Here is a 26,964-nt window from a genome sequence, read left to right on the forward strand (position 1 = left end):
ACGCCGCGTCGCGTGTCAGCGCACGCACGGTCGACGCACCCAGCGCTTCACGCGCCGATGCGCGGCGCGCGACGTCGCGATCGGCGCTCACCGCCCGGCTCCCGGCTCGCTGCCGCCGGCCCGTGACGCGACCGCCAGCTCCTCGCCGAAACAGCGCTGGTAATACTCGGCGACGACCGGCCGCTCGGCATCGTCGCACTTGTTCAGGAACGTGAGCCGGAACGCGAGCGCCGTATCGCGGAAGATCTGGCAGTTCTCGGCCCAGTTGATCACCGTGCGCGGCGACATCAGCGTCGACAGGTCGCCGGTCGCGAAGCCGTTGCGCGTCAGCTCCGCGAGGCTCACCATCGATTCGAGCAGCGGGCGGCCGGCTTCGTCCGCGAGTTCCGGCACGCGTGCGCGCACGATGCCGATCTCCTCGTCGCGCGGCAGGTAGTCGAGCGTCGCGACCACGTTCCAGCGGTCCATCTGCGCATGGTTGAGCATCTGCGTACCGTGGTAGAGGCCGTTCAGGTTGCCGAGCCCGACCGTGTTCGCGGTCGCGAACAGCCGGAACGACGGATGCGGATGGATCACACGGTTCTGGTCGAGCAGCGTGAACTTGCCGTCGCGCTCCAGGATCCGCTGGATCACGAACATCACGTCGGGCCGCCCTGCATCGTATTCGTCGAAGATCAGCGCGACCGGACGCTGCAGCGCCCACGGCACGATCCCTTCCTGGAATTCGGTCACCTGCACGTCGTCGCGCACGACGATCGCATCCTTGCCGACGAGATCGAGCCGGCTGATGTGGCCGTCGAGGTTCACGCGCACGCACGGCCAGTTCAGCCGCGCCGCGACCTGCTCGATATGCGTCGACTTGCCGGTGCCGTGCATCCCCTGCACGAGCACGCGGCGATTGCGCGCGAAGCCGGCGAGGATCGCGAGCGTGACGTCCGGGTTGAAACGGTATGCGTCGTCGATATCGGGCACATGGTCGTCGCGCGTGCTGAACGCGGGCACCATCAGGTCCGAATCGAACCCGAACCGTTCGCAGACCGACACCATGCAGTCCGGCTTGTTCGCCACCCCATCCATTGCGTTGCGCTCCTGTCGTTGCTTGTCGCGCAGGCGTCGATCGTCGCGCCCGCGCCAGTCGTGTTTACGGAACGATTCGTTCCGTTGCCGAAAATACGTACCGGTTCAACGGCCCCGCCGCCCCGCGCGGCCGGCGTGCCGGGCCGTTCGGTACAATGGCCGCAGTCCAGTTTCCGGAACGCCTGCCATGCTGCCCGCGGATACGCCCACGCTGCGCGCCTTCGCGCTGCTCGAACATCTCGTCCAGGCCGGCGATGCCGTGTCGCTCGCCGATCTCGTGCGCGAAGTCGATATCCCGAAGGCATCGCTGCACCGGATGCTTGCGTCGCTCGAAGCCGGCGGCCTCGTGATCCGCGAGCCGGGCCGCAAGAACGCGTACGCAATCGGCCCGCGCCTCGCGCGGCTCGGCACCGGCGTGATGTTGCACGCGGGCGCGCGCCGGCTGCGCCATGCGATCCTCGAACGGCTCGTCGCCGATCTCGGCGAAACCTGCAACCTGACCGCGCTGCACGATACGGAAGTCGTCTATCTCGACCGCGTCGAGGCCGACTGGCCGCTGCGGCTCGACCTGAAACCCGGCTCGCGCGTGCCCGCGCACTGCAGCGCCAGCGGCAAGCTGCTGCTCGCACTGCTGCCGCGCGACGAACGCGCCGCGCTGGTGCGCGCGCTGGCGCTGCCGCGCTATACCCCGAACACGATCTCGGATCCCGAGCTGCTCGAAGCCGAACTCGACCGCACAGCGCACAAGGGCGTCGCGATCGACAACGAGGAATTCGTTGCGGGCATCGTGTGCATCGCGGCACCGATCGCAGGCGACGACGGCACGTGCATCGCCGCGGTCGCCGTGCATGCGCCCGTGTCGCGCGCACCGCTGTCGCGGCTGCTCGACCACGTGCCGCGTTTGCAGGAAGCGGCGCGCGCGCTCAAGGACACGTTCTAGTTCCCGCACGGCGTGGCGGCGCACACGCAACGTCATGACGCGCGCTGGTAATAGATGTTTTGCGGATGCCGCGCATCCGCGAAGAAGAACCAGCGTTCCGCGACCAGCCCCGCATACTGGATCACGAATGCCGCGCCGAGCGCGACGGCCGCCGCGACCGACGTCGGCGCGAGCGCGCCCGCGCCGGTCAGCACGAACGGCACCGCGAATGCGCCGATCAGGAAGCCGGCCTTCACCGCACGCAGCGTGCCGTTGCCCTGCCCGTGAAAGAACTCCCGCGTATTGAACGCGCTGGCCGTGAAACCGCGCGACTTCTGTTCGACCTTCTCGCTGCGGATCCCGGTCGCGCTCTGCACGGTCGACTTCGGCCGCAGTCGTGCATTGCGTGCGAGCGACGCGAGCCGTGCCACGCAGCCCGCGAGCGTCAGCACGCACGCGGCCACCGCGAGCCGGCCGACCAGCGCCGGCGCGAGCCACGCGGCACAAGCCGTCGCCAGCGTGCAGCCCGACGCGCAGCCGAGCAGCACGAAGTTCACGAGCGTCAGCGGGCTCGCCCATTCCTGCAGGAAGCGCAGGCACGCGTAGATCATCGCGGTGCACACGAACAACGCAACGCTCGCGAGCGCGCCCGCCGCGCCGATCAGCAACGTGCCGGACCAGCCGAACAGGTGCACCGCGCCATACGCGAACGCGCACGCGAGGAACACCGGCAGCGCGATGCATTCGCGTGACAGCCACGACGTGCGCCACATCGCGATCGCGCGCCATGCGCGTTCAGGGTGGCCGAGATGGAAGAACGACGCCAGCAGACCGAGTGCGCCGAGCGCGACCGACAGCGCGGCGCCCGTCACGTAGAACGACGCGGCGATCTCGACGCCCGCCGCGCGCGCAAGTGCCTCGACGATCACGAGCGTCAGCAACAGGCCCTGTGCCGCGCCGCACAGTGTGGTGAGGAAAACGACCGAAAAGGCTGGGCGCATGGGGACTCCGTTTTTTCGTATGAGTGAAGGGCTTCGCGCTCAGCGCTGCGCCGCGAGCGACACGAGATTGATATCGCCGCGCGCCGCGCGGGCCTCGAATGAATCGTCTTCGCCAACGCCGTTCGACGCGCTGCCGCACCCGCCGCTACTCCCGCAACCGCACAACGCTTCGGTCTTCACGCGCGGCAGGTAATGATTCGACGGCCGCGTGCCCCATTCGGGCATCAGCGCATAGCCGCCGCGTTCGCGGATCGCGCGCGACACGTCCGACTCCGGATCGTGCACGTCGCCGAACAGGCGCGCCGACGTCGGGCATGCGAGCACGCAGGCCGGTTTCCGGTCACGCTCGGGCAACGCTTCGTTGTCGATGCGGTCCGCGCACAGCGTGCACTTCGTCATCTCCTTGCGGCCTTCGTCGAGCTCGCGTGCACCGTACGGGCACGCCCATGCGCAGTACTTGCAGCCGATGCACTTGTCGTAGTCGACCAGCACGATGCCATCCGACTTGCGCTTGTAGCTCGCACCGGTCGGGCATACCGGCACGCACGGCGGATCCTCGCAGTGCAGGCACGATTTCGGGAAATGGATCGTGTCGGTCATCGGGAACACGCCCGCTTCGTAGGTCTGCACGCGGTTGAAGAACGTGCCGGACGGATCGTCGTCGTACGGGCGCAGGTCGGCGAGACTGCCGGCTTCGCCCGACGTGTTCCATTCCTTGCAGCTCGTCACGCAGGCATGGCAGCCGACGCACACGTTCAGGTCGATGACGAGGGCCATCTGGGTCATGGTTGTGCTCCTTCGATCAGCGATCTTCAGACTTCGGGCCGGCCGACGTCGCGCGCCGCAGCCGCGCGGCGAATGCGCCGGTTCCCGCGAAATACGCCTGCACGCGCTGCAGCACGCGCGGCGTGCCCGGCAGCGCCGGCATCGGCGCGAACTGCGGCAAGGTCGTCGCCGCATCGGCTTCAGCCGGATAGATCCGCACCTGCACGTCGTACCAGCCGGCCTGCCCCGTGACCGGATCGGAGTTCGACATCCGCGCACCGCCGCGCGCCGCATCCGGCAGCTCGTCGGTAATCACGTGGTTCAACAGGAAGCCGCGCTGCGACTCGCCCGCCTGCGGCCCGAGATTCCACGCGCCGGCCGCCTTGCCGATCGCGTTCCACGTCCACACGGTGCCGGGCTCGACCGCCTCGCTGTAGCGCGCGCGGCAGCGCACCTTGCCCCATGGCGATTCGACGTAGATCCACGCGCCGTCGTCGATCTGCTGCGCGGCGGCCGTCAACGGGTTCACGAACAGGTGGTTCTCGCCGTGGATCTGCCGCAGCCACGCGTTCTGCGAATCCCACGAGTGGTACATCGCCATCGGCCGCTGCGTGATCGCCGCGAGCGGATAGCGGCCCGCATCGGTCAGCCCGCTTTCGAGCGACCGGTGCCAGAACGGCAGCGGATCGAAATAGCGCGCGATGCGCTCGCGCAAGTGGTCGGGCGGCTGGCGGCCCGACGTGCGGCCCTGCGCGGCGAGCCGGAATTTCTGCATCACGTCCGAGTAGAGCTGGATCACGATCGGCACGCCGAACTTGCGCATCCCGTTGTCGACCGCCCACTGCATGTACGGGCCGTTGCAGTTGCGCATGTACTGCAGCGGCTCCGGCAGCCGGTGGTGGTACACGCAGTTGTTCTCCGCGTAGCGCTTCCACTGGTCGGGGTTCGGCTCGCCGATGACGGCCTTGTCGCCGTCCTTGCCGCGCCAGCCGATCAGGAAGCCCGTGCCCGAATCGGGCGCGGTCTGGAAGTTGATGACGAAATCCGGATAGTCGCGGTACTTGCGCTGCCCGTCGGCCGTCGTGAAGGCCGGAAACTTCAGCCGGCTCGCGAGCTCGATCAGCACTTCCTGGAACGGCTTGCATTCGCCGGTCGGCGGCACGACGGGCACGCGCACCGAGTCGACCGGCCCGTCGAATTCGGAGATCGGCCGGTCGAGCACCGACATCACGTCGTGCCGTTCGAGGTAGGTCGTGTCGGGCAGGATCAGGTCGGCGAACGCCGTCATCTCCGATGCAAACGCATCGCATACGACGAGGAACGGGATCCGGTATTCGCCGTCGTCGCGCTTGTCGACCAGCATCTTGCGCACTTCCGTCGTGTTCATCGACGAATTCCACGCCATGTTTGCCATGAAGATCAGCAGCGTGTCGATCGGATAGGGATCGCCGCGCCACGCATTGGTGATCACCGAATGCATGAGCCCGTGCACCGCGAGCGGGTATTCCCACGAGAACGCCTTGTCGAGCCGTGCAGGCGTGCCGTCCGGGTGGACGAACAGGTCCTCGGGGCCGGCGGGCCAGCCGAGCGGGCCGGTGGCGAGCGGCGTGTTCGGCTTGATCTGGGCCGGGTCGTTCGGCGGTTTCGCCGACGGCGGCACCGCGCGCGGATACGGCGCCTTGTGCCGGAAGCCGCCCGGCCGGTCGATCGTGCCGAGCAGCGACATCAGCACCGCAAGCGCGCGGATCGTCTGGAAGCCGTTCGAATGCGCGGCGAGCCCGCGCATCGCATGGAACGCGATCGGCACGCCCTTCACCGATTCGTGCACCTTGCCCCACGAATCGGTCCAGCGCACCGGCAGCTCGATCGCGTGCTCGCGTGCAACCGTCTCCATCTCGCGCGCCAGGCGGCGGATCGTGTCGGCCGCGATGCCGGTGATGTCGGCCGCCCATTCCGGCGTGCACTCGGCCACCTGTTCGCGCAGCAGCGTGAACGACGGCGCGACGGGCGTGCCGTCGTCGAGCGTATAGCGGCCGTCGAGCGCCGGCTCCGCGCCTTCCGTGTGATGCAGCACCGCGCGGTTCGTCTTCGTGTCCCACCACATCCGGTTCTGCGGATACAGTGCGTTGACCTCCGGCGCGCCGGCGTCGCGCACGAACAGCCCGAACGTGTCGGCGCCGTCGCGCTGGTCGACCAGCTCGGCCGCGTTCGTGAAGCGCGACACGAATTCAAGATCGAACGCGTTGCGCGCGATCAGCTCGTGCATCAACGCCATGAACAGCGCGCCGTCGGTGCCGGGGCGAATCGGAATCCATTCGTCGGCGATCGCCGCGTAGCCGGTGCGCACCGGATTGATCGCGATGAAGCGGCCGCCCGCGCGCTTGAACTTGCCGAGCGCGATCTTCAGCGGATTCGAATGGTGGTCTTCCGCGGTGCCGATCATGAGGAACAGCTTCGCGTGGTCGAGATCGGGCCCGCCGAATTCCCAGAACGAGCCGCCGATCGTGTAGATCATCCCGGCCGCCATGTTCGCCGAGCAGAACCCGCCATGCGCCGCATAGTTCGGCGTACCGAACTGTTTCGCGAACAGGCCGGTGAGCGCCTGCATCTGGTCGCGGCCCGTGAACAGCGCGAACCGTTTCGGGTCGGTGGCGCGCAGGTGCGCGAGGCGCTTTTCGAGCACGTCGAACGCGACGTCCCACGACACCGGCTCGAACTGCGCGTCGCCGCGCTCGGCGCCCGGCTTGCGCATCAGCGGCTGCGTGAGCCGCGCGGGCGAATACTGCTTCATGATTCCCGACGAACCTTTCGCGCAGATGACGCCCTGGTTCAGCGGATGCTCGGGATTGCCGTCGATATAGCGCACCTCGCCGTCGCGCAGGTGCACGCGGATGCCGCAGCGGCATGCGCACATGTAGCACGTCGTCGTCTTGATCTCGGCCTGCTCGTCGCGCTCGCGTGCCCGATGTTCCATCGTCTGTCCTCGCTCGTGGATGTGGGCGCACCCCGCCGGGGCGCACCCGTGAATCGGTTCATCCATGCTATGCCGGCACGCGGCCGACATAAAGTCGCATCCTCTGATCGGTGCTATCGGTCGGCCCGATAGTTGCCCCGGCCATCCATCGGATCGGGCCGGAAGCCGCATGCGCGAAGGCCCGGCTTGCGGGCCGGGCCTTCGGCGTCACGCGTTACCGCGCATTACCATGCATCACCGCGGCGGATAGGCGAGCAGTTCGCTGTCGTCGAGATGCTCGCGGCGGCTGCGGCGCGTCAGCCCGTAGGCGACGACCAGCACGCCGAGGCTGGCGACGCCGAGCCACAACGGCTTGCGCTGATCGGGGATGAACGCCATCGCGACGAGGATGCCGACCATGCCGATGATCGCGACCCAGGTCAGGTACGGATACGCCCACATCTTGACGCGCAGCTTGCTGGCGGCCACCGGGTCGAGACGCTTGCGCAGGCGCAGCTGCGAGAACGCGATCAGCACGTACACGAACAGTGCGACGGTACCGTACGAATTGACGAGGAACGCGAACACGGTATCGGGCGACACGTACGACATCACGACCGACACGTAGCCGAACACCGTGCCGAGCAGGATCGCGCGCACCGGCACGCCGCGCTTGTTGACCTTTGCGAGCGCGGCCGGCGCGTCGCCGTGGCGGGTCAGCGCGAACAGCATCCGCGACGCCGCATAGAGGCCCGAGTTGAGTGCGGACAGCACGGCCGTCAGCACGATCGCGTTCATCACGTTGGCGGCGGCAGGCAGGCCCATCACTTCGAGTGCGCTCACATACGGCGTGGCCATCTGATGCGAATTCCACGGCACCAGCGCGACGACGAGCGCGACCGAGCCGACGTAGAACACCAGCACGCGCGTGATCACCGAATTGGTGGCCTTCGCAACCGCTTTCGCCGGCTCCTTGGCCTCGGCCGCCGCGATCGTGACGATTTCAGCGCCGAAGTAGAAGCCGGTCGCCGCGACCGCCCCGCTCATCACCGGCCCGATGCCGAGCGGCATGAAGCCGCCGTGGCCGAGCATCGTCGGCAGCACGGACGTCGTGTGCATCGACGCGGGCCACAGGCCGAGCACGTAGAGGCCGCCGAGGAACAGGAACACGATGATCGCGCCGACCTTGATCGACGAGAACCAGAATTCGAACTCGCCGTAGCTGCCGACCGAGATCAGGTTCGTGAGCGTCAGCACGATCAGCAGCGCGAGGCTGATGATCCACGCCGGTGTATCGGGCAGCCAGAACTGGATCAGCTTGGCGCCGGCCACCGCTTCGAGCGCGACGACGATCACCCAGAAATACCAGTACATCCAGCCGGTCAGGAAGCCCGCCATCTTGCCGGGCCCGCGCCAGTTTCCGAACGCGAGCCGCGCGTATTCGTAGAACGAACCGACGGCCGGCATCGCGCACGCCATCTCGCCGAGCATCCGCATCACGAGCACGACGAGCCCGCCCGTGATCAGGAACGACAGGATCGCGGCCGGCCCGGTCTGCTGAATCACCACACCGCTGCCGACGAACAGCCCGGCACCGATCACGCCGCCAAGCGCGATCATCGTCATGTGGCGCTGCTTGAGTCCACACTTCAGGTCACTCTGATTCGAGGGTTGCATGTCTTCTCCATATCCAGTTGTCCGGACGCCGCCCGCACGCCACCATCGGGTGAGCGCGGGCGCCGCCGGCGACGGCGCGTGCAGGGGCGCCTGCAGCCCCGGCCGCACGGATTTCTGTTGCTCTTATTGTGTTGGACGGCCCGGCGCGGGTTGCATCACGCCGGGCGAAATGCACTGCGTTCAGGGCTTTTCGTCGTTCCTGAAATACGACAGGTAGAGCATCCGCTGCCCGAGGCGCCGGAACGGCGCGAACGGGTGGCCAGGCAGCGGCGACGTGAAGATCGGCAGCGTCTGGCGTGCGCCCTTCCCCGCGATCTGCTCGGCCAGCCGGCGGCCGGCCTGCTGCGAATACGACACGCCGTTGCCGCCGTAGCCGAGCGCGTAGTACACCGACTGCCGCGGGTCGGGCTGGCACACGCGCGGCATCATGTCGTGGCTGACATCGACCCAGCCCCACCATGAATAGTCGATCTCGACGCCGCGCAGCGCGGGAAACTTGCGCGCCATCCCTTCCTTCAGCAATTCGAAGTGACGCGGGTTCGGCGCATCGTCACCGGTGATCGCGCTGCGGCTGCCGATCTGCAGACGGCGATCGGGCAGGAACCGGTAGTAGAAGCGCAGCGTACGCGTATCGGTCAGCACCTGCGTCGTGCGGAAATTGCATGCGTCGATCTCCGCGTCGGTGAGCCGGCGCGTGACCATCGAGTTCGACAGGATCGGCATCACCTTGCTGCGCAGCGACGGATGCAGCGTCTGCGCCGTGTACGCGCCGGTCGCGATGCCGACCGCGCGGGCCCGCACGACGCCGCCAGGCGTACGCAGGTGATGCACGCCGTCGATCGTCTCGAAGCCGAGCACGGGGCTGCTCGTATGCACCTTCGCGCCGGCTGCGCGCGCGAGGCGCAGGTAGCCAAACGCGAGCTTCAGCGCATGGATGCCGATGCCTTCCGGCTCGTGCAGCGCGCCGGCCGCCTCGTGGTCGTTGATGAATTCGCGGCGGAAGGTTTCGGCGCTCAGCAGCTCGGACGGATAGCCGAACACGTCCTTCCACACCTTCGCCTCGGCCGCGAGCTTGGCCATGATGCGCGGACGGTGCGCGATCAGGAAATGGCCGCCCGGCTGCGGATCGCAGTCGATTTCCGACACGAGCGACTTGAAGTGCTCGAAGCCTTCGAGGATCTCGTCGTGCATCTTCAGCGCGACGTCCTTGCCCCAGCGCTCGATCCACTGCGAGCGCGACAGCCGGCCCGACGCGTTCTGCCCCTGCCCGCCGTTGCGGCTGCTGCAGCCCCAGCTCGTGCGATTGGCCTCGAGCACGACGGCCTTGATGCCGTGATCCCTCGCGAGGCACAGCGCGGTCGCGAGGCCCGTGTAGCCGGCGCCGATGATCGCGACGTCGACATCGAGATCGCGCGTGACGGGGCCGTCGTCGGGCGGCGGGGTGCCGGCCGTCGCGACCCAGTAGGTCGGCGCGTACTGCTTGCCGCACCCGGGCCCCGGCGACACGAGCGGATCGTAGGTCGGGTCGTAACGCGTATCGTTAGCCCGGCCGCCGGCGAAGCCGCTCGCGGTACGTTCGATGGAAGGGGTCGACATGCTCAGACCTCCGACGCGGGCTGGCCTGCCGCGCCGCAACGGGCGCACGAGGCGATTCGACTGACTGATGCGGGGCACGCGCTCGCCGCACGGGCGAATGCTGCCGACTGCCTGTAGGTCATGCCTGTCTCCTGATCGTTCTCTTCGGGTCGATCGTGTGCAGATGCTTCAATGCGGCGATCTGTCGAGGAAAGTGTAGGCAGGCCGATTTTTCGCAGGTAGGGCCAGTGGCCCGGATTCGCTTGGACCAGCGTGCGGGATGGCGAATGGCGGGTAACTTCGGGCGACCGGTGGCTGGCGCCGATCGGCAGCGGTCGCGGCGCGGAGGCGACGCCGCCGGACGACCGCGCCGCCGAACGGCGGGCAACAGCGGGCGACCAGCAGACGACGACGGTCAGCAAGGATCGGTGGCGCGGGTGCGACGCCGCCGGACGACCGGAACGCCAAGCGGCGGGCAACAACGGGCGACCGGCAGACGGCGTCGGTCAGCGACGCAGGCACGACACTGCCAGAAAACCGGGCCGCCGATACGGCCTCACGCCGCGCCCCATCCATCTACCCGGCGCTGCATCACATCGCGCGTACCGCGACGCCGTCCACGCTGCCGCGCTTCTCGATCGCCCGCGCGGAAACGATCGACAGGAGTGCAGACAACATCACGTAAACCCCGACGAGCCACGGCGCCCCGCCGTTCACGCGCAGCAATGCGGTCGCGACGATCGGCGTGAGGCCGCTCGCGAAGATGCCCGACACCTGGTAGACGAACGAGATGCCCGTGTAACGCACGTTCGCGTCGAACAGCTCCGCGAAGAGCGCGGCCTCCGGCCCGTACGCCATCGCATAGAAGATCCCGAACGGGATCACGAGCGCGAGCCACACGGCGAGCAGGTTCGTCGATTGCGTCTGCAGCAGCCAGAACGCGGGCAGCACCGACAGCCCGCACAGCGTCGCGCCCCACCGGTACACGCGTGCGCGGCCGATCCGGTCCGACAGGCTGCCGAACACGGGAATGAACACGCACATCACGACCGCCGCGCTCATCACGCCGAGCAGTGCGTCGCCGCGCGAGATCGACAGGTTGCGCGTCATGTAGCCGATCGAGAACACCGCGAACACGTTGAAGAACACGCCGTCGATATAGCGCGCGCCCATCCCGAGCAGGATCGCCTGCCGATAATTTGCGAGCAGCTCGACGACCGGCAGCTTCGTGTCGCGCCGCTGCCGCTTGAGCGCAACGAATTCGGGCGTATCGGCCACGCGCGTGCGGATGTAGAAGCCGACCGCCACCAGCAGCAGCGACGCCGCGAACGCGACGCGCCAGCCCCACGCGAGGAACGCGGCGTCCGGCAGCGCACGCGACAGCGCCGCGACCACGCCGGCCGCGAGGCACAGCCCGATCGCGAGCCCGATCTGCGGCAGGCTCGCATACAGCCCGCGCCGGTGCGGCGGCGCGTACTCGTACGCCATCAGCACCGCACCGCCCCACTCGCCGCCGAGGCCGATGCCCTGCAGCACGCGCAGCGTCAGCAGCAGCACCGGCGCCCACATGCCGATCTGCGCGTAGGTCGGCAGAAATGCGACGCCGGCCGTCGACACGCCCATGATCAGCATCGTCAGGATCAGCGCGGACTTGCGTCCGACGCGGTCGCCGAGATGGCCGAACAGCAAGCCGCCGAGCGGCCGCGTGACGAAGCCGACCGCGAACGTCGCATACGCGAGCATCGTCGACACGAACGCGTCGCCGGCCGGAAAGTACTGCTTGTCGAACACGATGCCGGCGACCACGCCGTACAGGAAAAAGTCGTACCACTCGACGGTCGCGCCGATCACGCTGGCCGCGGCCACGCGTCGGACGACCCGGGAATCGATTGCCATGCGAGCTTCTCCAGGTAAGGATGCGCCGCAACCTGCCCCGGCGCCGTACCGGCGGGGGCATCGATGAACGCGTGGCGGCCGTCCGGGCGCAGGAGCACGGGCCACGCGGATGGATGCGTGGCGACGCCCTACGCGAGCGCCTCGGCGGCCGGCGCGACGCTGCGGCCGCGATCGACCGCGCGCGCGTCCTCGAGGATCATGTCGGACGCCTTCTCGGCGACCATCACGATCGGCACGTTGGTATTGCCCGATACGAGGGTCGGCATGATCGAGCAGTCGACCACGCGCAACCCGCGCGTGCCGTACACGCGCAGCCGCTCGTCGACGACCGCGAGCGGATCGCTCGCGACGCCCATTTTCGCGGTGCCGGACGGATGGAAGATCGTCTGTCCGTATTCGCGGCAAAACTCGAGCAATTCGTCGTCAGTCTGCGCGTCCGCGCCCGGCCGTACCTCGCGCTTCATCAGCGGCGCCATCGGCTCGGTGGCCGCGACGCGGCGTGCGAAGCGCACGCCGGCCACCGTCGTGCGGCGGTCGCGCTCGGTGTCGAGATAGTTCGGCTGGATCGACGGCGCGTCGCGCGCATCGTCGGTGCGGATGCGCACGGTGCCGCGCGATTCGGGCCGCAGCTGGCAGATCGAATACGTGCAGCCGGGAAACGGATGCACGCTGCCGCCCGCCGAATCGGCCGACAGCGTCGAAAAATGGAACTGGATGTCGGGCGTCGCCGATTCGTCCGGCAGCGCACGGCAGAACATCCCGCCCTGGTTGATGCCGATCGCGAGCGGGCCGCCGCGGAACAGCGCCCATTGCAGCCCCATCTTCGCGCGGCCGACCCACGAATGCAGCTCGTCGTTGGTCGTGATCGGCTTCGTCACTTCGTAGATCAGACGAATCTGCAGATGATCCTGCAGGTTCTCGCCGACGCCCGCGCGATCGGCGACGACCGGAATTCCGTGCCGGTCCAGCAGCGCGGCCGGCCCGACGCCCGACACCTGCAGCAGTTGCGGCGACTGCAGCGCGCCGGCCGCGAGGATCACCTCGCGCAGTGCACGCACCTCGTGAACCTTGCCATGCTGGACGTAGCGCACGCCGGACGCCTGCGCGCCGTCGAACAGCACCTTCAGCGCCTGCGCGTCGGTTTCGACACGCAGGTTCGGCCGCCCGCGCGCGGGCTTCAGGTAGGCCACCGCCGTCGAGCAGCGCAGCCCGTTGCGCGTGGTGAGCTGGTAGTAGCCGACGCCTTCCTGGTCGCCCGTGTTGAAATCGTCGACCGTGCGCACGCCGAGCCGGTTCGACGCGGCGACGAACGCATCGACGAGTTCGTGCCGCTGCCGGATCGCGGACGCCCACAGCGGGCCGCCGGTGCCGCGCGTCGGCCCTTCTCCGAGCGTGTTGTGTTCGAGCCTGCGGAAATACGGCAGGCAATCGCGCCAGCTCCAGCCGCGATTGCCGAGCGCGGCCCAGTGGTCGTAGTCCTGCTGCTGCCCGCGCACGTAGATCAGCCCGTTGATCGAGCTGCAGCCGCCGAGCGTGCGGCCGCGCGGCCAGTACAGGCGGCGGTTGTGCATGTTCGGATCGGGATCGGTGTGGAAGCCCCAGTTGTACACGGGGTGGAACATCGTCTTGCCATAGCCGATCGGCACGTGGATCCACATGTATTTGTCGGCGGGGCCGGCCTCCAGCAGGCACACCGTATGGCGGCCGCCGTCGGACAGCCGGTTGGCGAGGACGCAACCGGCCGATCCCGCGCCGACCACGACATAGTCGAAGCTGCGTGTCATTCCATGTCTCCGTTCCGGGGTATTGAAAAAATCCGGTATGTTTTGTCCAAATTTATTGAGCACACGGAACGCATACAAGCCGATTTATTGTCCACGCCGCGAATGTGGTACAAAAACCGTTCAATTCGTTTCATTTCCATCGTACACACCATCCCGGGACGCACGCCGATCCCGACGGAGGAGACACATGCGCGAAACCGCCCCCGCGCCGCCCGACGGCGCGCCCGCCGACGACGCACGCGTGCTGCGCGCGCTCGCGGTGCTCGAAGCGCTCGCGTCGGCCGGCCAGCCGTACACGCTGTCGCAGCTCGCCGCACGGTTGCACATTCCAAAGGCGACGCTGCTGCGGCTGATCGAATCGCTCGAAACGCGCGGCTACGTGATCCACATGCCCGACTCGCGCGGCCACGACCGCGGCATCGCACTCGGCCCGCGCGCCGCGCAGTTCGCGCTCGCGGCACTGTCGAACAACACGTTCACGCGCGGCTGCCGCTCGGTGCTGCGTGCGCTCGTCGACATGCTCGGCGAAACCTGTAACCTCACCGCGCTCGATGGCGACACGGTGCTGTACGTCGAACGCGTCGAGACGACCGAGCCGCTGCGGCTCGAGATGCGCCCCGGCATGCGCGTGCCGCTGCATTGCACGGCGAGCGGCAAGCTGTTCCTGTCGCAGATGAATGCGCTGGAGCGCAACGCGATGCTCGCGCGGCTCACGCTGAAGAAGATGACCTACCGGACGCTGACCGATGCGCAGTTGCTCGCGGCCGAGCTCGACCGGCTCGCCGCGCGCGGCGTCGGGATCGACAACGAGGAGTTCGTACGCGGGATGGTCGCTGTTGCCGTGCCGGTGAAGGATGCCGCGAGCGGCCGCATGCTCGCGGCGCTCGCCGTGCATGCGCCGACCGCGCGTGCGACGCTCAACGACCTGCTGGAGAACGTGCCGAAGATGCGGGAGGCAGCCACGCGGCTCGCGCCGCTGCTGCATGCGGCTGAGGGCGTGCCGTCGGGTTGATGCAGTCGCGCGCGGTCATGCCATTACGCGCTCATGCGTTGAAACGTTCAAGCCAGGTGATAACGCAGCCAGAAAGTCTCGCGGCATGCGTTGTCGAACGTCATCCGCGTCGGGCCGATCGGTTGCGCATCGGGATGGCGAAGCACGTCGTAGTCGATCCAGCATTCGGCGCACAGCAGGTCGGACGGCGCGCGATCCTGCTCGACCGAGCGGCGCACGATCGCACCGTTGTCGAAGCGATATTCGGTTTCGTCGCGCGTGACCTCGACATCGTCGTCGGTCCAGCGGTCGTGCGACGTCGTGTGCGACACGATCGACACCGGGCCCGCGAGCCCGTGGATCGCGGCGACATAGGAAATGAGCTTGTCCATGGCGAGGCGGCAAACGGATGGATGGCCGCATCGCGCAACGCATGCTGCGCGATGCAACCCGAGCGGCGAGTATAGCCGCGCGCCGAAGACCTTGCCGCCGGCGGGGTTTCGCGCGCTACGCGTCCAGCGCGAGCAACGCGAACGTCACGACAAGCCAGTGCCCGCCCACGCAGTCGCCGGCCACGTGCGCGCGTGCGCTCGCGAGATGCCGTTCAGCCTATGCGAACAACGCTCGCACCGCGTCGAGATGGGGCGCGAGAAACACCGCGCTATCGGCCTTGCCGGTGAACACATCCGCTGCACCATCCGCCGTCACGAAACGCATGTCCTCGACGCCCAGGAAACCGAACAGCGTTCGCAGCCAGGGTTCGAGGAAGTTGCGCTGCGCCCGTTCCGCGTCCGGCCCGTAACGCCATCCCGCCGCGATCACGAAGGTCGCGCGTCGCCCGCCGAGCAACCCGCGCGGCCCGGACGGCGTCGTTTCGACGGTCACCCCCTGCCTGACGATATGGTCCAGCCAGAGCTTGAAGTTCGCGGACGGCCCCCAGTTGTGCATCGGCACGCCGATCACGTACTCGTCGGCATCGCGCAACTCGGTCGTGAACGTCGTCGACAATGCCAGCATCTCGTTCTGCTGCCCGGTCCGCACGTCCGGCGGCGTGAAGTTCGCGGCGATCCAGGCCGCGTCGATCGGCGGCATCGCGATGCGACACAGATCACGCTCCACGACATGCCCGTCGGGATGCGCACGCAGCCAGTTGCGCGCATACTCCTGCGTCAATCGACGCGAAATGGACGCATCACCCATTGGGCTCGAATCGATTTGCAATAACTTGAACATCGGAATTCTCCGGTTGAAGGCGATCCGATGTTATTCAACCCAAAGGTTGATTGTCAACCTTGAGGTTGAATATAATTCCGCCATGAGTCTCTCCATGAATCCACACGATCGTTCGCCCGACAGGCTGGACGCCATCTTCAGCGCGCTTGCCGATCCGACCCGGCGGTCGATACTCGGACGGCTGCGCGACGGCAGCCTGACCGTGGGCGAGCTGGCGGCGCCCTACGACGTGAGCCTCAATGCGATCTCCAAGCACGTCAAGACGCTCGAGAAAGCAGGGCTGATCCGCCGCGAAATCCGGGGGCGCGAGCACGCGTGCCAGCTCGACGCGGCGAATCTCGAGGAAGTACAGCGCTGGCTCGACCATTACGCCGAGTTCTGGAGCGAGCGGCTCGACGCGCTCGACCGGCATCTCGCCGCCAAGCGGAAACAGAAGCCGCCCCGGTCATGAGCGGTCATGCGATCACGGTCCGCAAGCTGCTCCATGCGTCGCGCGACGAGGTGTTCGACGCGTGGCTCGACGCGGAGGGCCTGTGCGCGTGGATGCTGCCCGGCACGATGAAGCATTGCGACGCGATGCTGGAACCGCGCGTCGGCGGACGCTTTCACATCTTCATGCGTTCGTCGCGCATCGAATACACGCACTCCGGTGAATATCGCGTGCTGGACCGCCCGTCGAAGCTGGTATTCACGTGGCAGTCCTCGTACATGAACCAGCAGGAAACGCTCGTCACGATCGATCTGTTCGACCGTGACGGCCTGTGCGAGCTCGTGCTGACGCATGAGCGCGTACCGCCCGAGCTCGCGCCGAAGGGCGTAGGGATCGGCTGGCGGCAGATGCTGGACAAGCTTGACGTGTCGCTGCAGGCCCCGGGCGACCACGCGATGGCGCGGCCCCGGGCCTGAACCGCCGGGCAGCCCCCTTCCCGCGCGCTACGCCTCCAGCGCCAGCAACGCGAACGTCGCGAGCCAGTGCTCGCCCATGTAGTCGCCGGCCACGTGCGCGAGCGCGCTCGCGAGGTGCCGGTCGGCCGCGTCGAGCAGCTTCGCGCGTCGCGCATCGCCTTCGGGCAGCGCGCCGGCGAGCGAGCGCTGGCACCACGCGCGGCTCAGGTTCAGCCCGTCGAGGTGCGCAATCTTGCCGTCGCTGCGATCGCTGACCGTCGCCGGTTCGAACAGCGTCGCCGGCTCGCCGCGCGCGAGATCGGGCAGGAAGCGCGCGAACCAGCCGTCGAATTCGGCAGCCGGCAGCACGCGCCGCATCAACTCCGCCTCCATCAGCGCGGGCGACAGGAATTCGTCGCCCGACGGCTCCCACGCCTGGCACGCGACATCGTTCAGGTGCCAGCGCTTCGCGGTATCGACGATCAGCGCCGCGAGCCCGTCGCGCTGCGTGTCGCGCGCGAAGTCGAGCGTGAGCGCCAGCGCGAACGCGGTGTTGAAGTGCGTGCCGACGCGCAGCGGATAGGTCGCTTTCGGCAGGAAGGTCTCGAAGCGCGACACGAACAGGTCGGTGAGCGGCGCCATCGTCTTCGCCCAGCGCGCGGCCTGCGGCAGCGTGCCCTTCAGCGCGAGCCGCTCCAGCTGCGCCGACAGCGCGAGCAGCCACGCCCAGCCGTACGGCCGCTCGAAGCCGGCGTTGTGCGGCAGCGCGAGATACGCGCGCTCGCCGGCGACGTTCGCATCGGTGAAGTGCGCATCGACGATCGCGACGATGCGTTCGGCCTCCGGCAACGCCGGGTAGCGTTCGAGCACGCGCAGCACGAGCCAGTAGCCGTGCACGCACGAGTGCCAGTCGTAACTGCCGTAGAAGATCGGGTGCAGCGCGCGCGGCCCCTGCACGTCTTGCGGGCCGGCGAGCGAATGCGTGAGCTTGTTCGGATATTCGCGGGTCAGGTGCGCGAGCGCGAGCGACGCGAATTTCGAGGCGAGTTCGGGGGTCAGTCGGTCGGTCATTGGGATCTCGTCAGAAGCGGAATGCGAACGCATACATCAGCAGCGTGTTCACGGCGAGCAGCAGCAAGGCCGTCGGCCACTGCACCTTGATCACGCCATTCTTGTCCTTCAGTTCGAGCAGCGCCGCCGGCACGATGTTGAAGTTCGCGGCCATCGGCGTCATCAGCGTACCGCAGAAGCCGCTCAGCATCCCGATCGCGCCGACGATCGCCGGGTTGCCGTGAAACTGGTGGACGATCAGCGGCAGGCCGATGCCGGCCGTCATCACCGGAAACGCGGCAAAGCCGTTGCCCATGATCATCGTGAACAGCGCCATGCCGACCGTGTAGGCCGCGACCACCGCGAACGGCGAATCGATCGGCACCCAGTCCTTCACAAGCCCCGACACCACGCCGCCGACACCCGCGACCGCGAACAGCGCGCCGAGCGCCGCGAGCATCTGCGGCAGGATCGCGGCCCAGCCGACCGCGTCCATCGTGTGGCGTGCCTCCTTCACCGCATGCACGGGCGAATCGCGCAGCATCGCGAGCGCGACGGCGAACGCGACGAGCGTGCCGAGCACGAGCGAGATCAGCGTCACGCTCTTCTGGTCGACGAACGGCACGCGCTTCAGCGCGAACGTGCCGATCAGCGTGACGACCGGAATCAGCAGCGCGGGCAGGAACAGCTTGTTGCCGAAACGCTGCGCGAGCGTCTCGCGCCGCACGGCCGCCGCTTCCCCTGCTTCGTCGGACTTGCCGCGCCCGAGCTTGCCCGAGCCGGCGATCACCGCGAGCGCGATCGCGAGGCAGCCCGTCACGAAATGCGGCAGCAGCGCGCCGAACAGGAACGTGACCGCGTAGATCGCCCAGAACGCGAAATTGACGACGCGGCGCGGGTTCGTGCGGTCCGTGAGGTTGAAGAATGCGAACGCGGCGAACATCAGCCCCGCGAGCGTGTACAGCGATTCGAGGCCGATCATCGCGCGCCCTCCTGCCCCACCAGGCCGAAGCCGCGCGTGAGCCGGCGGTCGAGCAGCGCGAGGCGCGTGCAGTGGATCAGCAGCGCGGCGATCGCGGTCGGGATCGCCCACACCGACAGGTGCAGCGGCTCGATGGAAATCCCGTTCTGTTCGAGAAAGCCCTTGATCAGCAGGATCGACTGGATCGCGATGAAGATGTCCTCGCCGAAGAACACGGCGACGTTGTCGACGCCCGACGCATGCGCGCGGATCTGCTGGCGCACCGATTCGGGCAGGTCGCCGTGCCGGTTGACGGCGGCGGCCTCGGCCATCGGCGCGATCAGCGGCCGCACCATCTGCGCATGGCCGCCGAGCGACGTGAGGCCGAGCGCGGCCGTCGCCTGGCGCAGCACGAAGTACAGCATCAGCACGCGGCCCGTGGTGGCCGCCTGCACGCGCGAGATCATCCGCCTCGCCTGCTCCTTGAGCCCGTTGCGCTCGAGCAGCGCGATCACCGGCAGCGTCAGCCAGATGAGCCCCATGTAGCGGTTTTCGGTGAACGCCTTGCCGAATGCGCTGACGATGTCGACGAGATTCAGCCCGCCCGCCAGCCCCGTCGCGAGCCCCGCGATCGTGACCACCAGCAGCGCGTTGAAGCGCAATGCAAAACCGACCACGACGATCGGCACCCCAATCAGCACCAGCATTGCTCCTCCTTGTATCGGACGCGCGGCGCCTTGGAACGCGCCGCCTGCCCGGTTTGGACCGGGCTCTGACGGCGAAATCTAACACGAGACTTTATCGATAAAAAGTCGACAATTTGCTGCCTCGGGTAAACGTTGAAGCGCGCGGATACCGTGCCCGGGTCATGTGTCGTTTGTGTTTCATCCGAGGAATCGGCGGCCGGCGGGCCGGTGCGGGCGCGACGGTCGCGGCCCGCGCGTTCCCGCTCCGGGGGTGGCGTGCGACGGGCCGCCGCGCGTGGCGGAGCCCCGGTGCGCCGACTAAACTGGAAAGCATCGGCAACGGACGGGAGAGCCGCCATGATTGACGTATTCCAGACCATCGGCAGCCGCGCGTTCTCCGCTCATCTGGCGAAGGACGGGATGGTGACGCTGATGGAGCAACGCCATGAGGTCGATCGCGTGACGCTCGCGACCGCGTATGCCGCGCTCGTCGAGGAGGCCGAGCAGGAAGGCGACCTGCGCGACGCGACGGTCGAAGGCATGATGCGCGCGCTGATCCAGGGGTACGCGCGCAGCCATTGACGGCGCGGGTGTGCCGCCGGTGCACGGCCGGTTTCCGCCCGCGGATGCGGATGCGGGTGGCGGGCTTGCCCGGGCGCTAGGCGGCCGGCGTACCGGCGCCCATGTCGAACCACCGGCCCGCGCGCAGTTGCCGGTAGTCGGCCTGCGTGAAGATCCTCAGCAGGTTCGCGACCGCGCCGTTGCTGGCGCGGTCGAGTTCCGTCATGAACGCCTCGACTTCGTCGCGGCCGGCAAACAGGATCGTGCGAAAGTAGCGTTCGCGTTCCGCGTCGGACAGGTTCGTTGCGCTCAGCTGGTACGGATGGTGAAGCGCCGCGAACAGGAAGTAAAAGCGCTCGGCGTCGTCGCGGAGCACACGCACCGCGTCCGGATCGACCGGAAAATCGCGGTAGAACGACGCGTGTCCGCTCTCGATGTAGATCCGGTACACCAACCGGCCATCGCGTTCGATCACGATCGGCGCGTACGGGTCGTGGCTGACGAGTGGGGTGTCGGGCGCGGTCATCGCGCGTGCCTCGCGCTCGCAATGCGGTTGCCCGCACCCGTCCGGATTGCCTGCCAAGTTCCGCCTGTAAAAGCCATCTGTCGTGATTCCCCGTCTGCTGGAAAAGGGCTGCGTGACGCTGCCGGCCGCACCCCGCCGGTGCTAGCGCCTGTCGTAAACCAGGCGCAGCAGAAGATACACGGGATAGGCCATCGCCATGACGATGAGCGCGGCCTCGTGCCCCGACGCCGTTTCGGCGCAATGGCGCGCGAACCGCCCGGAACCGAACAGTCCGATGGCAAGCCGCAGCATGCCGCCGACCAGAAGCGCCGCGAGCAGCCCGATGCCCCACCCCGGCCAGTTGCCCGCCGGCACGGCAGACAGGAAAAACGCGCTGCCGCCCGCGAAGGCGGCGCCGAGCGTCACCCGATAGCTGCGGCAATACGTGGCGCTCATGTCGCGGTCGCGCTTTCCATACCCCATGTTTCGTGACGGCCATTCTTTTTGTGGAAGGCGGCACGGTAACATGTCCGCTTCGACGGCCCGTGCCCGCTGCCAGCCTGAAACACCGCACAGTCATAGAGGAAACGCACTGAAACGGCACAATGCGCAAAATTTTCGATTGCCGCCGCCCGCGCCGCATGACAGCATGCGGGCGTCGCCAACCAGAAAGAATGCCGTGCCGTCCGGCCGCCGATGCCGCCCGGCAGCGCCGAACAGGCAGCGCCTTCCATGAACCCGGCCCACCTCCAACATTACGAACCGACCGGAGAATTCCGCTTGTGAACATCGGCATCGTCAACGACCTCCCGCTTGCCGTCGAGGCGATGCGCCGCGCGATCGCGCGACGGCCCGAGCACCGCGTGCTGTGGGTCGCGACCGACGGCGCGCAGGCCGTCGAACTGTGCGCCACGCAGCCGCCCGACGTCGTGCTGATGGACCTGATCATGCCGAAATTCGACGGGATCGAAGCGACGCGGCGGATCATGCGATCCGAACGACCGTGCGCGATCCTGATCGTGACGAGCTGCATCGGTGCGAATGCGTGGCGCGTGTTCGAGGCGATGGGCGCCGGCGCGCTCGACGCAGTCGATACACCCAGGCTCGGCGACGGCTCGACCGGCGACACGACCAAACTGCTGCTCGCGAAGATCGACCAGATCGGCCGCCTGCTCGACGCCCCCGGCGGCTCGCGCCTCGCCGGCACGCCCCCCCGCACGGGTGGCGGCCCGCTGATCGCGATCGGCGCATCGGCCGGCGGCCCCGGCGCGCTCGCGTCGGTCCTCGGCGGCCTGCCGGCCGATTTCAGCGCACCGATCGTGATCGTGCAGCACGTCGACCGCGCGTTCGCCGAAGGCATGGCGCAATGGCTCGACGGCCAGACGCCGCTCGCCGTGCGTGTCGCACGCGAAGGCGACCGCCCGCAACCGGGCGTCGCGCTGCTCGCCGCGACCGACGATCACCTGCGCATCACGCGCGCCGGCACGCTCGAATACACGCGCGAACCGGCCGCCACGCCGTACCGCCCGTCGGTCGACGTGTTCTTCAACAGCCTGACCGAGCACTGGCCCGGCCGCGTGATCGGCGTGCTGCTCACGGGGATGGGGCGCGACGGCGCGATCGGCCTGAAGGCGCTACGGATGAAGGGCTACCATACGATCGCGCAGGACGAGGCGACGAGCGCCGTGTACGGCATGCCGAAGGCGGCCGCGACGCTCGGCGCGGCGCGCGCGATCCTGCCGCTCGGTCGCATCGCGGGCGAGCTGGCGGCGCTCGCAAGAATCTGAGCCTGACGATGAACCCGCGCAACACCCATGCCTGCCCCCGCAACAACCGCAACAACCCGCCTCGACCATGAGCATTGACCTGACTCGCCCGCCAGGCGGCCACTACGCGCCGCCCGCCGACGTGCCGGCGATGGTGCTGCTGGTCGACGACCAGACGATCGTCGCGGAAGCCGTGCGGCGCGCGCTCGTCGACGAGGAAGGCATCGATTTCCACTACTGCCCGCGTTCGGACGACGCGATGGCCACCGCGATCGAGACGCGGCCGACCGTGATCCTGCAGGACCTCGTGATGCCCGGCACCGACGGGCTGAGCCTCGTGAAGGCGTACCGCTCGAATCCGGCGACGCGCGACGTGCCGATCATCGTGCTGTCGACGCAGGAAGAGCCGGTGATCAAGAGCGCCGCGTTCGCGGTCGGCGCGAACGACTACCTCGTGAAGCTGCCCGACCGCATCGAGCTCGTTGCACGCGTGCGCTATCACTCGCGCTCGTACATGAACCTGCTGCAACGCGACGAGGCCTATCGCGCGCTGCGGCAATCGCAGCAGCAGTTGCTCGAAGCCAATCTCGAGTTGCGGCGCCTCACGCATTCTGACGGCCTCACCGGGCTGTCGAACCGGCGCTATCTCGACGAATACCTCGCCGCCGAATGGCGGCGCGGCACGCGCGAGCGCAGCGAGCTGTCGCTGCTGATGATCGACGTCGACAATTTCAAGCTGTACAACGACACGTACGGCCACGTGTCGGGCGACAGCGTGCTCAAGCAGATCGCGTCGACCATCGAGCGCTGTCTCGGCCAGTCGGGAGACCTCGCCGCGCGTTTCGGCGGCGAGGAATTCGCGGTCGTGATGCCCGCCACGTCGCCGGGCGCCGCGCGGCTGCTCGGCGAGAAGATCCGCCTCGCGGTCGAGGCGCTGCGGCTGCGGCACGCGCATTCGTCGACCGGCAACACGGTGACGATAAGCATCGGCGGCGCGAGCATCGTGCCGATGCCCGGCCTGCCGACGACCGTGCTGATCGAAGCGGCCGACCGCGCGCTCTATCGCGCGAAGCACGAAGGCAAGAACCGCGTCGAGATCGATGCGACGCCCACGACGCCGGTCCCCGGTGGGTTTGGCGGGCCGCGCGTCGACTGAACGCCGAACGCGCGCCGCGCTCAAGCAGCGCCGAGCCGGCGCGCGTAATCGTTCGGGTCCAGCGGGCGGCTGAACAGATAGCCCTGCTGCATGTCGCAACCGATCTGCTGCAGGAACCACGATTGCGCCTGCGTCTCGACGCCTTCGGCCGTGACCTTCATCCCGAGCGAATGCGCCATCGCGACCACGGCCTGCGTGATCGCCACCGAGTCGTGATGATCGGGCACGCCCGACACGAACGAGCGGTCGACCTTCAGGTTGTGCAGCGGGAAGCGCTTCAGGTACGCGAGCGACGAATAGCCGGTGCCGAAATCGTCGACCGAGATCCGCACGTTCATGTCCGTGAGCGCCTCGAGCATCGGCAGCACGGTGTCCGTGTCGTTCATCAGCAATCCTTCGGTAATCTCGAGTTCGAGCGCGGACGGATCGAGCCGCGTCTGCGCGAGGCAGCGATCGACCGATTCGACGAGCCCTTCATGGAACTGCCGCGGCGACAGGTTGACGGCCAGCATCAGGTCCGGCGCGATCGTGCGGCGCCATTCGGCCGCCTGCCGGCACGCGGTTTCGAGCACCCACTGGCCGATCGCGACGATCAGCCCCGTATCTTCGGCGACCGGAATGAACTCCGCCGGCGACATCGGCCCGAGTTCGGGGCTCGTCCAGCGCAGCAGCGCCTCGGCGCCGACCGTGCGGCCGCTGCGCGCGTCGACGACGGGCTGATACGCGAGCCTCAGCATGTTCGACGACAGCGCGCGCCGCAGCGACTGCTCGATCGCGAAGCGGCGCTGCAGCCGCAGGTTCAACTGCGCGGTGAAGAACGTGAAGTGGTTGCGGCCGCGCTGCTTCGCGTCGTACATCGCCGAATCGGCGTTGCGCATCAGCGTGGCGGCATCGTCGCCGTCGCGCGGCGCGACGCTGATCCCGATCGACACGCCGAGCCAGTATTCGTTGTTCGCGATTGCAAACGGCTTCGCGATCGCGTCGATCACCTCGCGCGCGAGCGCCGATAGCCGGTCCGGATCGTCGCAGTCGTCGACGAGGATCACGAACTCGTCGCCGCCGACGCGCGTGAGCGCGTACTGGCCGCCCCCGCAGGCCGCGAGCCGCGCGGCGACACTGCGCAGCAGCGCGTCGCCCGCGTCGTGGCCGGCCGTGTCGTTGACCTTCTTGAAGCCGACGAGATCGATGAACAGGATCGCAACGCGCGCGGGCCCGCCCGCCGCATCGTGCCCGCCGAACAGCTCGCGCATGCGGTCGCCGAGCCAGCGGCGGTTGTAGAGGCCGGTCAGCGCATCGCGCGTCGCCAGGTAGCGCAACTGCTGCTGCGCCTCGCGCACGGGGCCGATGTCGTTGAACGACACGAGCACCGAGTCGGCCTGCTTTTCGCCCGGCCTCACGATCGGCACCGCGTTGCCGCGCACCCAGATGATGTCGCCGTCCGCGAGGCCGAAGCCAACCGTGTAGTCGAGCAGCGGCGTGGCTGTTTCGAGCGCGCGCCGGCTCGGCCAGTCGTCGGGCGCGATCGGCGTGCCGTCCTCGTGCAGCTTGCGCAGGATCACCGTCGACAGCCGGCGGCCGACGAGGTCGCCCTTCACGCGCATCATCCGGTTCGCACTCGGGTTGCTCGCGACCACGATGCCGTCGCGCGACACGACGAGGATCCCTTCGTGCAGGCTGTTGACCACGAGCCGGTGATGTTCCTCGCTGCGCGCAAGCTGTCGCGCGATCCGGTCCTGGTGCACCGCGAGGCCGACGCTGTTGCCGATATCGCGCAACAGTTCGGTTTCCTCGTCGCTCGGCCGGCGCGGCATGCGGTAATAGACGGCGAACGCGCCGAGCACGGCGCCGGTATCGTCAAGGAACGGTACCGACCAGCACGCGCGCAAACCCAGCGGCAAGGCGACGGCCCGGTAGTCGGCCCACAGGGGATCGGTTTCAATGTCTTCGACGGCGACCATCCGGCGCAGGTACATCGCGGTGCCGCACGAGCCGGCCACCGGCCCGATCGACGCGCCTTCGATCGCCGCGCTGTACTGGTCAGGCAGCGATGGCGCGGCGCCGACGTGCACGTGCACGCCGTCGATATCGAGCAGCAGGATCGTGCATGACGCACCGTCGCCGAGCAAAGCCTCGGCACGCCGGCAGACTTCGACCAACAGCTCCGGCAGCGGTGTATTGCGCGTGATCAGCCTCAGCACGCTTTGCTCGGACGCGAGCACTTCCGCCGCGAGCCCGAGACTGTAACGACAACTTTGCGGTTCGGTATTCAAGATGAATCCTGCCGTCCGTCCGATCGAGTCTGGTACGCCCGATTCGTTTTCGGTCCTTCGTGCCGTTTTTCGCTCCGGGTTTACGCCGATACCCGGTGCGCCCCGTGTCGCGCGCGGTGCCAATGCGCGCCGAAATACATTTAACACCAATCCGCGACACCCCGGGCATCCACGCGCATCAGGGGTTACGCGCGGTCGGTGCCGCGTTGGCGGCCGGCAGTCAGCTCGCCGAAAGACTGACACGCGGCGCGACGGCCCTGGGCAGGGCCGCCCCTGGCGCGCGCCGCGTTCGCAAACGATTCATCAGAGTGCGGCGGCGCGCAGGCTCCGTTCGCGTTCATGCGACCGCGCCGGGATCCGTGCGCGTCACGGCCTTCAACGCATCGATCGCGGCCGTGACCGACACGCTCGCGGGCGCCGCGTACAGCGCGCCGACCGTTTCAGGCATCGTCGATAGCTTCAGCGGCAACCGGCCGACGCGCTCCCCTGCACGCTCGGCGAGCTCGAACGCGCGGGCCGATTGCACGAACAGGCACGGCGACTGCTCGGCCACCGCGCGATTGGTCTGCCATGACACCGATTCCATCAGCACGGAAGGCGGCGGCAGGCCCGCCTTCGCGAACTCGGCGTCCAGCGCCGTGCGCGCGGGCGACCCGAGCGGCGGCGCGATCCACGGGAACGCGGCCGCGTCGCGCCAGCCGATCCGCGTGCGCCTGAGCAGCGGATGGCGCGGCCCGCACACGACGATCATGTCGTCGCGGTACAGCGGCGCGACGTCGAGCCCCGCGCTCAGCGCCGACGCATCGAGCCGGCACACGAGCAGGTCGAGCTCGCGGCGCTGCGCCTGCGCGAGCATCCGGTCGAGCGTGTCCTCGCGCACGTTGAGCTGCACGGGACGGCCGGCTTCCCGCAGCCACGCCAGCGCGCCCGGAATCAGTTGCGGCGCCATGTTCGGCAGCAGGCCGATCGACACCGGGCGGCCGGTGCCGGTGCGCAACGCGTCGAACGCGGGCACGACGCCGCGCATGTCGGTCAGCACGCGGCCGATGCATTCGAGCAGCGCATCGCCGTAGGCGGTCGGCGCGACGCGCCGCGACGTGCGTTCGAACAGCGGCAGGCCGAGCGATTCCTCGAGCTGCTGGATCTGCCGGCTCAGCGGCGGCTGCGCGATATGCAGCCGCTCGGCCGCCCGCGTGAAATTCCGCTCTTCGGCTACCGCGACGAAGTAGCGGAGGTGTCTCAACTCCATGTTC

General features: G+C 68.2%; 23 protein-coding genes and 2 pseudogenes. 7 read left to right on the forward strand and 18 right to left on the reverse strand.

The annotated features are described in order from the left end of the window. Positions 1 to 87: 87 nt before the first annotated feature. Positions 88 to 1,077, reverse strand: coding sequence for an AAA family ATPase (locus G3O06_RS35000; RefSeq protein WP_205818936.1), 990 nt, complete (start codon positions 1,075 to 1,077; stop codon positions 88 to 90). Positions 1,078 to 1,264: 187 nt separating this feature from the next. Here G3O06_RS35000 and G3O06_RS35005 point away from each other — a divergent pair, with 187 nt between their 5' ends. Continuing rightward, a complete protein-coding gene (locus tag G3O06_RS35005) occupies positions 1,265 to 2,017 on the forward strand; it encodes an IclR family transcriptional regulator (RefSeq protein ID WP_205818937.1) in 753 nt (250 codons plus the stop codon). Positions 2,018 to 2,049: 32 nt separating this feature from the next. Here G3O06_RS35005 and G3O06_RS35010 read toward each other — a convergent pair whose 3' ends face one another. The 7 genes from G3O06_RS35010 to G3O06_RS35040 all read right to left on the reverse strand — a co-directional run bounded on the left by G3O06_RS35010 (position 2,050) and on the right by G3O06_RS35040 (position 13,647). Continuing rightward, positions 2,050 to 2,997 carry a DmsC/YnfH family molybdoenzyme membrane anchor subunit gene (locus tag G3O06_RS35010; protein WP_205818938.1) on the reverse strand — a complete coding sequence of 316 codons (948 nt, stop codon included), beginning with the start codon at positions 2,995 to 2,997 and terminating at the stop codon, positions 2,050 to 2,052. Positions 2,998 to 3,036: 39 nt separating this feature from the next. After that, positions 3,037 to 3,783: a 4Fe-4S dicluster domain-containing protein gene (locus tag G3O06_RS35015; RefSeq protein WP_205818939.1), complete on the reverse strand. Its 747-nt coding sequence runs from the start codon at positions 3,781 to 3,783 to the stop codon at positions 3,037 to 3,039. A 16-nt stretch (positions 3,784 to 3,799) separates the two neighbouring features. Beyond that, a complete protein-coding gene (locus tag G3O06_RS35020) occupies positions 3,800 to 6,736 on the reverse strand; it encodes a molybdopterin oxidoreductase family protein (protein ID WP_205818940.1) in 2,937 nt (978 codons plus the stop codon). Between the two features lie 234 nt (positions 6,737 to 6,970). Then, complete coding sequence (locus G3O06_RS35025) at positions 6,971 to 8,392, reverse strand: amino acid permease (protein ID WP_205818941.1); 1,422 nt, start codon at positions 8,390 to 8,392, stop codon at positions 6,971 to 6,973. Between the two features lie 180 nt (positions 8,393 to 8,572). Next, the gene (locus tag G3O06_RS35030) at positions 8,573 to 9,988 is read right to left on the reverse strand and encodes an FAD-binding oxidoreductase (RefSeq protein ID WP_205818942.1); all 1,416 of its coding nucleotides are present in this window, start codon (positions 9,986 to 9,988) and stop codon (positions 8,573 to 8,575) included. A gap of 570 nt (positions 9,989 to 10,558) precedes the next feature. Next, the gene (locus G3O06_RS35035; protein WP_205818943.1) at positions 10,559 to 11,863 is read right to left on the reverse strand and encodes an MFS transporter; all 1,305 of its coding nucleotides are present in this window, start codon (positions 11,861 to 11,863) and stop codon (positions 10,559 to 10,561) included. Positions 11,864 to 11,991: 128 nt separating this feature from the next. Continuing rightward, complete coding sequence (locus tag G3O06_RS35040; protein WP_205818944.1) at positions 11,992 to 13,647, reverse strand: choline dehydrogenase; 1,656 nt, start codon at positions 13,645 to 13,647, stop codon at positions 11,992 to 11,994. A gap of 187 nt (positions 13,648 to 13,834) precedes the next feature. Here G3O06_RS35040 and G3O06_RS35045 point away from each other — a divergent pair, with 187 nt between their 5' ends. Continuing rightward, positions 13,835 to 14,659, forward strand: a complete 825-nt coding sequence (locus G3O06_RS35045; RefSeq protein WP_205818945.1) for an IclR family transcriptional regulator — start codon at positions 13,835 to 13,837, stop codon at positions 14,657 to 14,659. 47 nt (positions 14,660 to 14,706) lie between these two features. On the opposite strand, the gene G3O06_RS35050 is transcribed toward G3O06_RS35045, so the two are convergent. The 3 genes and pseudogenes from G3O06_RS35050 to G3O06_RS35060 all read right to left on the reverse strand — a co-directional run. Further along, positions 14,707 to 15,030, reverse strand: coding sequence for a hypothetical protein (locus G3O06_RS35050; RefSeq protein ID WP_059663524.1), 324 nt, complete (start codon positions 15,028 to 15,030; stop codon positions 14,707 to 14,709). A 115-nt stretch (positions 15,031 to 15,145) separates the two neighbouring features. Further along, positions 15,146 to 15,274 (reverse strand): annotated as a pseudogene (locus tag G3O06_RS35055) (DUF2891 domain-containing protein); the annotation flags it as partial. 60 nt (positions 15,275 to 15,334) lie between these two features. After that, positions 15,335 to 15,871 (reverse strand): annotated as a pseudogene (locus tag G3O06_RS35060) (NAD(P)H-dependent oxidoreductase); the annotation flags it as partial. Between the two features lie 94 nt (positions 15,872 to 15,965). Between G3O06_RS35060 and G3O06_RS35065 the strand changes: the two are divergent. Then, positions 15,966 to 16,322 carry a metalloregulator ArsR/SmtB family transcription factor gene (locus G3O06_RS35065; RefSeq protein ID WP_174969260.1) on the forward strand — a complete coding sequence of 119 codons (357 nt, stop codon included), beginning with the start codon at positions 15,966 to 15,968 and terminating at the stop codon, positions 16,320 to 16,322. Beyond that, the gene (locus G3O06_RS35070; protein ID WP_174969259.1) at positions 16,319 to 16,777 is read left to right on the forward strand and encodes an SRPBCC domain-containing protein; all 459 of its coding nucleotides are present in this window, start codon (positions 16,319 to 16,321) and stop codon (positions 16,775 to 16,777) included. Before G3O06_RS35065 ends, G3O06_RS35070 begins: the two co-directional genes overlap by 4 nt. 27 nt (positions 16,778 to 16,804) lie before the next feature. Here the strand turns inward: G3O06_RS35070 and G3O06_RS35075 are convergent, their stop codons facing one another. The 3 genes from G3O06_RS35075 to G3O06_RS35085 are packed head-to-tail and all read right to left on the reverse strand — an operon-like array spanning position 16,805 to position 19,474. Next, entirely contained in the window at positions 16,805 to 17,827 is a 1,023-nt protein-coding gene (locus G3O06_RS35075) for a DUF2891 domain-containing protein (protein ID WP_174910972.1), read from the reverse strand. A gap of 10 nt (positions 17,828 to 17,837) precedes the next feature. After that, the gene (locus G3O06_RS35080) at positions 17,838 to 18,788 is read right to left on the reverse strand and encodes a DUF979 domain-containing protein (protein ID WP_174969257.1); all 951 of its coding nucleotides are present in this window, start codon (positions 18,786 to 18,788) and stop codon (positions 17,838 to 17,840) included. Beyond that, complete coding sequence (locus G3O06_RS35085; RefSeq protein WP_174996309.1) at positions 18,785 to 19,474, reverse strand: DUF969 domain-containing protein; 690 nt, start codon at positions 19,472 to 19,474, stop codon at positions 18,785 to 18,787. The genes G3O06_RS35080 and G3O06_RS35085 overlap by 4 nt, the downstream gene beginning before the upstream one ends. 336 nt (positions 19,475 to 19,810) lie before the next feature. On the opposite strand from G3O06_RS35085, the gene G3O06_RS35090 reads away from it, so the two are divergent. Beyond that, positions 19,811 to 20,035: a hypothetical protein gene (locus tag G3O06_RS35090; protein ID WP_027782734.1), complete on the forward strand. Its 225-nt coding sequence runs from the start codon at positions 19,811 to 19,813 to the stop codon at positions 20,033 to 20,035. 76 nt (positions 20,036 to 20,111) lie between these two features. On the opposite strand, the gene G3O06_RS35095 is transcribed toward G3O06_RS35090, so the two are convergent. Both G3O06_RS35095 and G3O06_RS35100 read right to left on the reverse strand, forming a co-directional pair. Beyond that, positions 20,112 to 20,540 (reverse strand): hypothetical protein, encoded by a 429-nt coding sequence (locus G3O06_RS35095; RefSeq protein WP_205818946.1) that lies wholly within the window; start codon positions 20,538 to 20,540, stop codon positions 20,112 to 20,114. Between the two features lie 141 nt (positions 20,541 to 20,681). After that, positions 20,682 to 20,975: a hypothetical protein gene (locus G3O06_RS35100; protein ID WP_205818947.1), complete on the reverse strand. Its 294-nt coding sequence runs from the start codon at positions 20,973 to 20,975 to the stop codon at positions 20,682 to 20,684. A 326-nt stretch (positions 20,976 to 21,301) separates the two neighbouring features. Between G3O06_RS35100 and G3O06_RS35105 the strand changes: the two genes are divergently transcribed. Further along, positions 21,302 to 22,306, forward strand: coding sequence for a chemotaxis response regulator protein-glutamate methylesterase (locus tag G3O06_RS35105; protein WP_205818948.1), 1,005 nt, complete (start codon positions 21,302 to 21,304; stop codon positions 22,304 to 22,306). Positions 22,307 to 22,373: 67 nt separating this feature from the next. Next, the gene (locus G3O06_RS35110) at positions 22,374 to 23,441 is read left to right on the forward strand and encodes a PleD family two-component system response regulator (RefSeq protein ID WP_205818949.1); all 1,068 of its coding nucleotides are present in this window, start codon (positions 22,374 to 22,376) and stop codon (positions 23,439 to 23,441) included. Positions 23,442 to 23,461: 20 nt separating this feature from the next. On the opposite strand, the gene G3O06_RS35115 is transcribed toward G3O06_RS35110, so the two are convergent. Continuing rightward, the gene (locus G3O06_RS35115; protein WP_174969251.1) at positions 23,462 to 25,711 is read right to left on the reverse strand and encodes an EAL domain-containing protein; all 2,250 of its coding nucleotides are present in this window, start codon (positions 25,709 to 25,711) and stop codon (positions 23,462 to 23,464) included. A 337-nt stretch (positions 25,712 to 26,048) separates the two neighbouring features. Next, positions 26,049 to 26,964 (reverse strand): LysR family transcriptional regulator (locus tag G3O06_RS35120; RefSeq protein WP_277403767.1); only part of this gene is annotated, 916 nt, incomplete at its 5' end.

Origin of the sequence: Burkholderia sp. Ac-20345 (assembly GCF_017104825.1) — a bacterium.
Classification (GTDB): Bacteria; Pseudomonadota; Gammaproteobacteria; order Burkholderiales; family Burkholderiaceae; genus Burkholderia; species Burkholderia lata_B.

What these genes read in the sequence shown, in the direction of transcription:
- G3O06_RS35095 (WP_205818946.1), bottom strand. Translation starts at nt 20,540, where the DNA reads ATGACCGCGCCCGACACCCCACTCGTCAGCCACGACCCGTACGCGCCG.
- G3O06_RS35075 (WP_174910972.1), bottom strand. Translation starts at nt 17,827, where the DNA reads ATGACCGACCGACTGACCCCCGAACTCGCCTCGAAATTCGCGTCGCTC.
- G3O06_RS35065 (WP_174969260.1), top strand. Translation starts at nt 15,966, where the DNA reads ATGAATCCACACGATCGTTCGCCCGACAGGCTGGACGCCATCTTCAGC.
- G3O06_RS35040 (WP_205818944.1), bottom strand. Translation starts at nt 13,647, where the DNA reads ATGACACGCAGCTTCGACTATGTCGTGGTCGGCGCGGGATCGGCCGGT.
- G3O06_RS35025 (WP_205818941.1), bottom strand. Translation starts at nt 8,392, where the DNA reads ATGCAACCCTCGAATCAGAGTGACCTGAAGTGTGGACTCAAGCAGCGC.
- G3O06_RS35100 (WP_205818947.1), bottom strand. Translation starts at nt 20,975, where the DNA reads ATGAGCGCCACGTATTGCCGCAGCTATCGGGTGACGCTCGGCGCCGCC.
- G3O06_RS35015 (WP_205818939.1), bottom strand. Translation starts at nt 3,783, where the DNA reads ATGACCCAGATGGCCCTCGTCATCGACCTGAACGTGTGCGTCGGCTGC.
- G3O06_RS35090 (WP_027782734.1), top strand. Translation starts at nt 19,811, where the DNA reads ATGATTGACGTATTCCAGACCATCGGCAGCCGCGCGTTCTCCGCTCAT.
- G3O06_RS35045 (WP_205818945.1), top strand. Translation starts at nt 13,835, where the DNA reads ATGCGCGAAACCGCCCCCGCGCCGCCCGACGGCGCGCCCGCCGACGAC.
- G3O06_RS35080 (WP_174969257.1), bottom strand. Translation starts at nt 18,788, where the DNA reads ATGATCGGCCTCGAATCGCTGTACACGCTCGCGGGGCTGATGTTCGCC.
- G3O06_RS35000 (WP_205818936.1), bottom strand. Translation starts at nt 1,077, where the DNA reads ATGGATGGGGTGGCGAACAAGCCGGACTGCATGGTGTCGGTCTGCGAA.
- G3O06_RS35020 (WP_205818940.1), bottom strand. Translation starts at nt 6,736, where the DNA reads ATGGAACATCGGGCACGCGAGCGCGACGAGCAGGCCGAGATCAAGACG.
- G3O06_RS35035 (WP_205818943.1), bottom strand. Translation starts at nt 11,863, where the DNA reads ATGGCAATCGATTCCCGGGTCGTCCGACGCGTGGCCGCGGCCAGCGTG.
- G3O06_RS35005 (WP_205818937.1), top strand. Translation starts at nt 1,265, where the DNA reads ATGCTGCCCGCGGATACGCCCACGCTGCGCGCCTTCGCGCTGCTCGAA.
- G3O06_RS35010 (WP_205818938.1), bottom strand. Translation starts at nt 2,997, where the DNA reads ATGCGCCCAGCCTTTTCGGTCGTTTTCCTCACCACACTGTGCGGCGCG.
- G3O06_RS35030 (WP_205818942.1), bottom strand. Translation starts at nt 9,988, where the DNA reads ATGTCGACCCCTTCCATCGAACGTACCGCGAGCGGCTTCGCCGGCGGC.
- G3O06_RS35070 (WP_174969259.1), top strand. Translation starts at nt 16,319, where the DNA reads ATGAGCGGTCATGCGATCACGGTCCGCAAGCTGCTCCATGCGTCGCGC.
- G3O06_RS35110 (WP_205818949.1), top strand. Translation starts at nt 22,374, where the DNA reads ATGAGCATTGACCTGACTCGCCCGCCAGGCGGCCACTACGCGCCGCCC.
- G3O06_RS35050 (WP_059663524.1), bottom strand. Translation starts at nt 15,030, where the DNA reads ATGGACAAGCTCATTTCCTATGTCGCCGCGATCCACGGGCTCGCGGGC.
- G3O06_RS35085 (WP_174996309.1), bottom strand. Translation starts at nt 19,474, where the DNA reads ATGCTGGTGCTGATTGGGGTGCCGATCGTCGTGGTCGGTTTTGCATTG.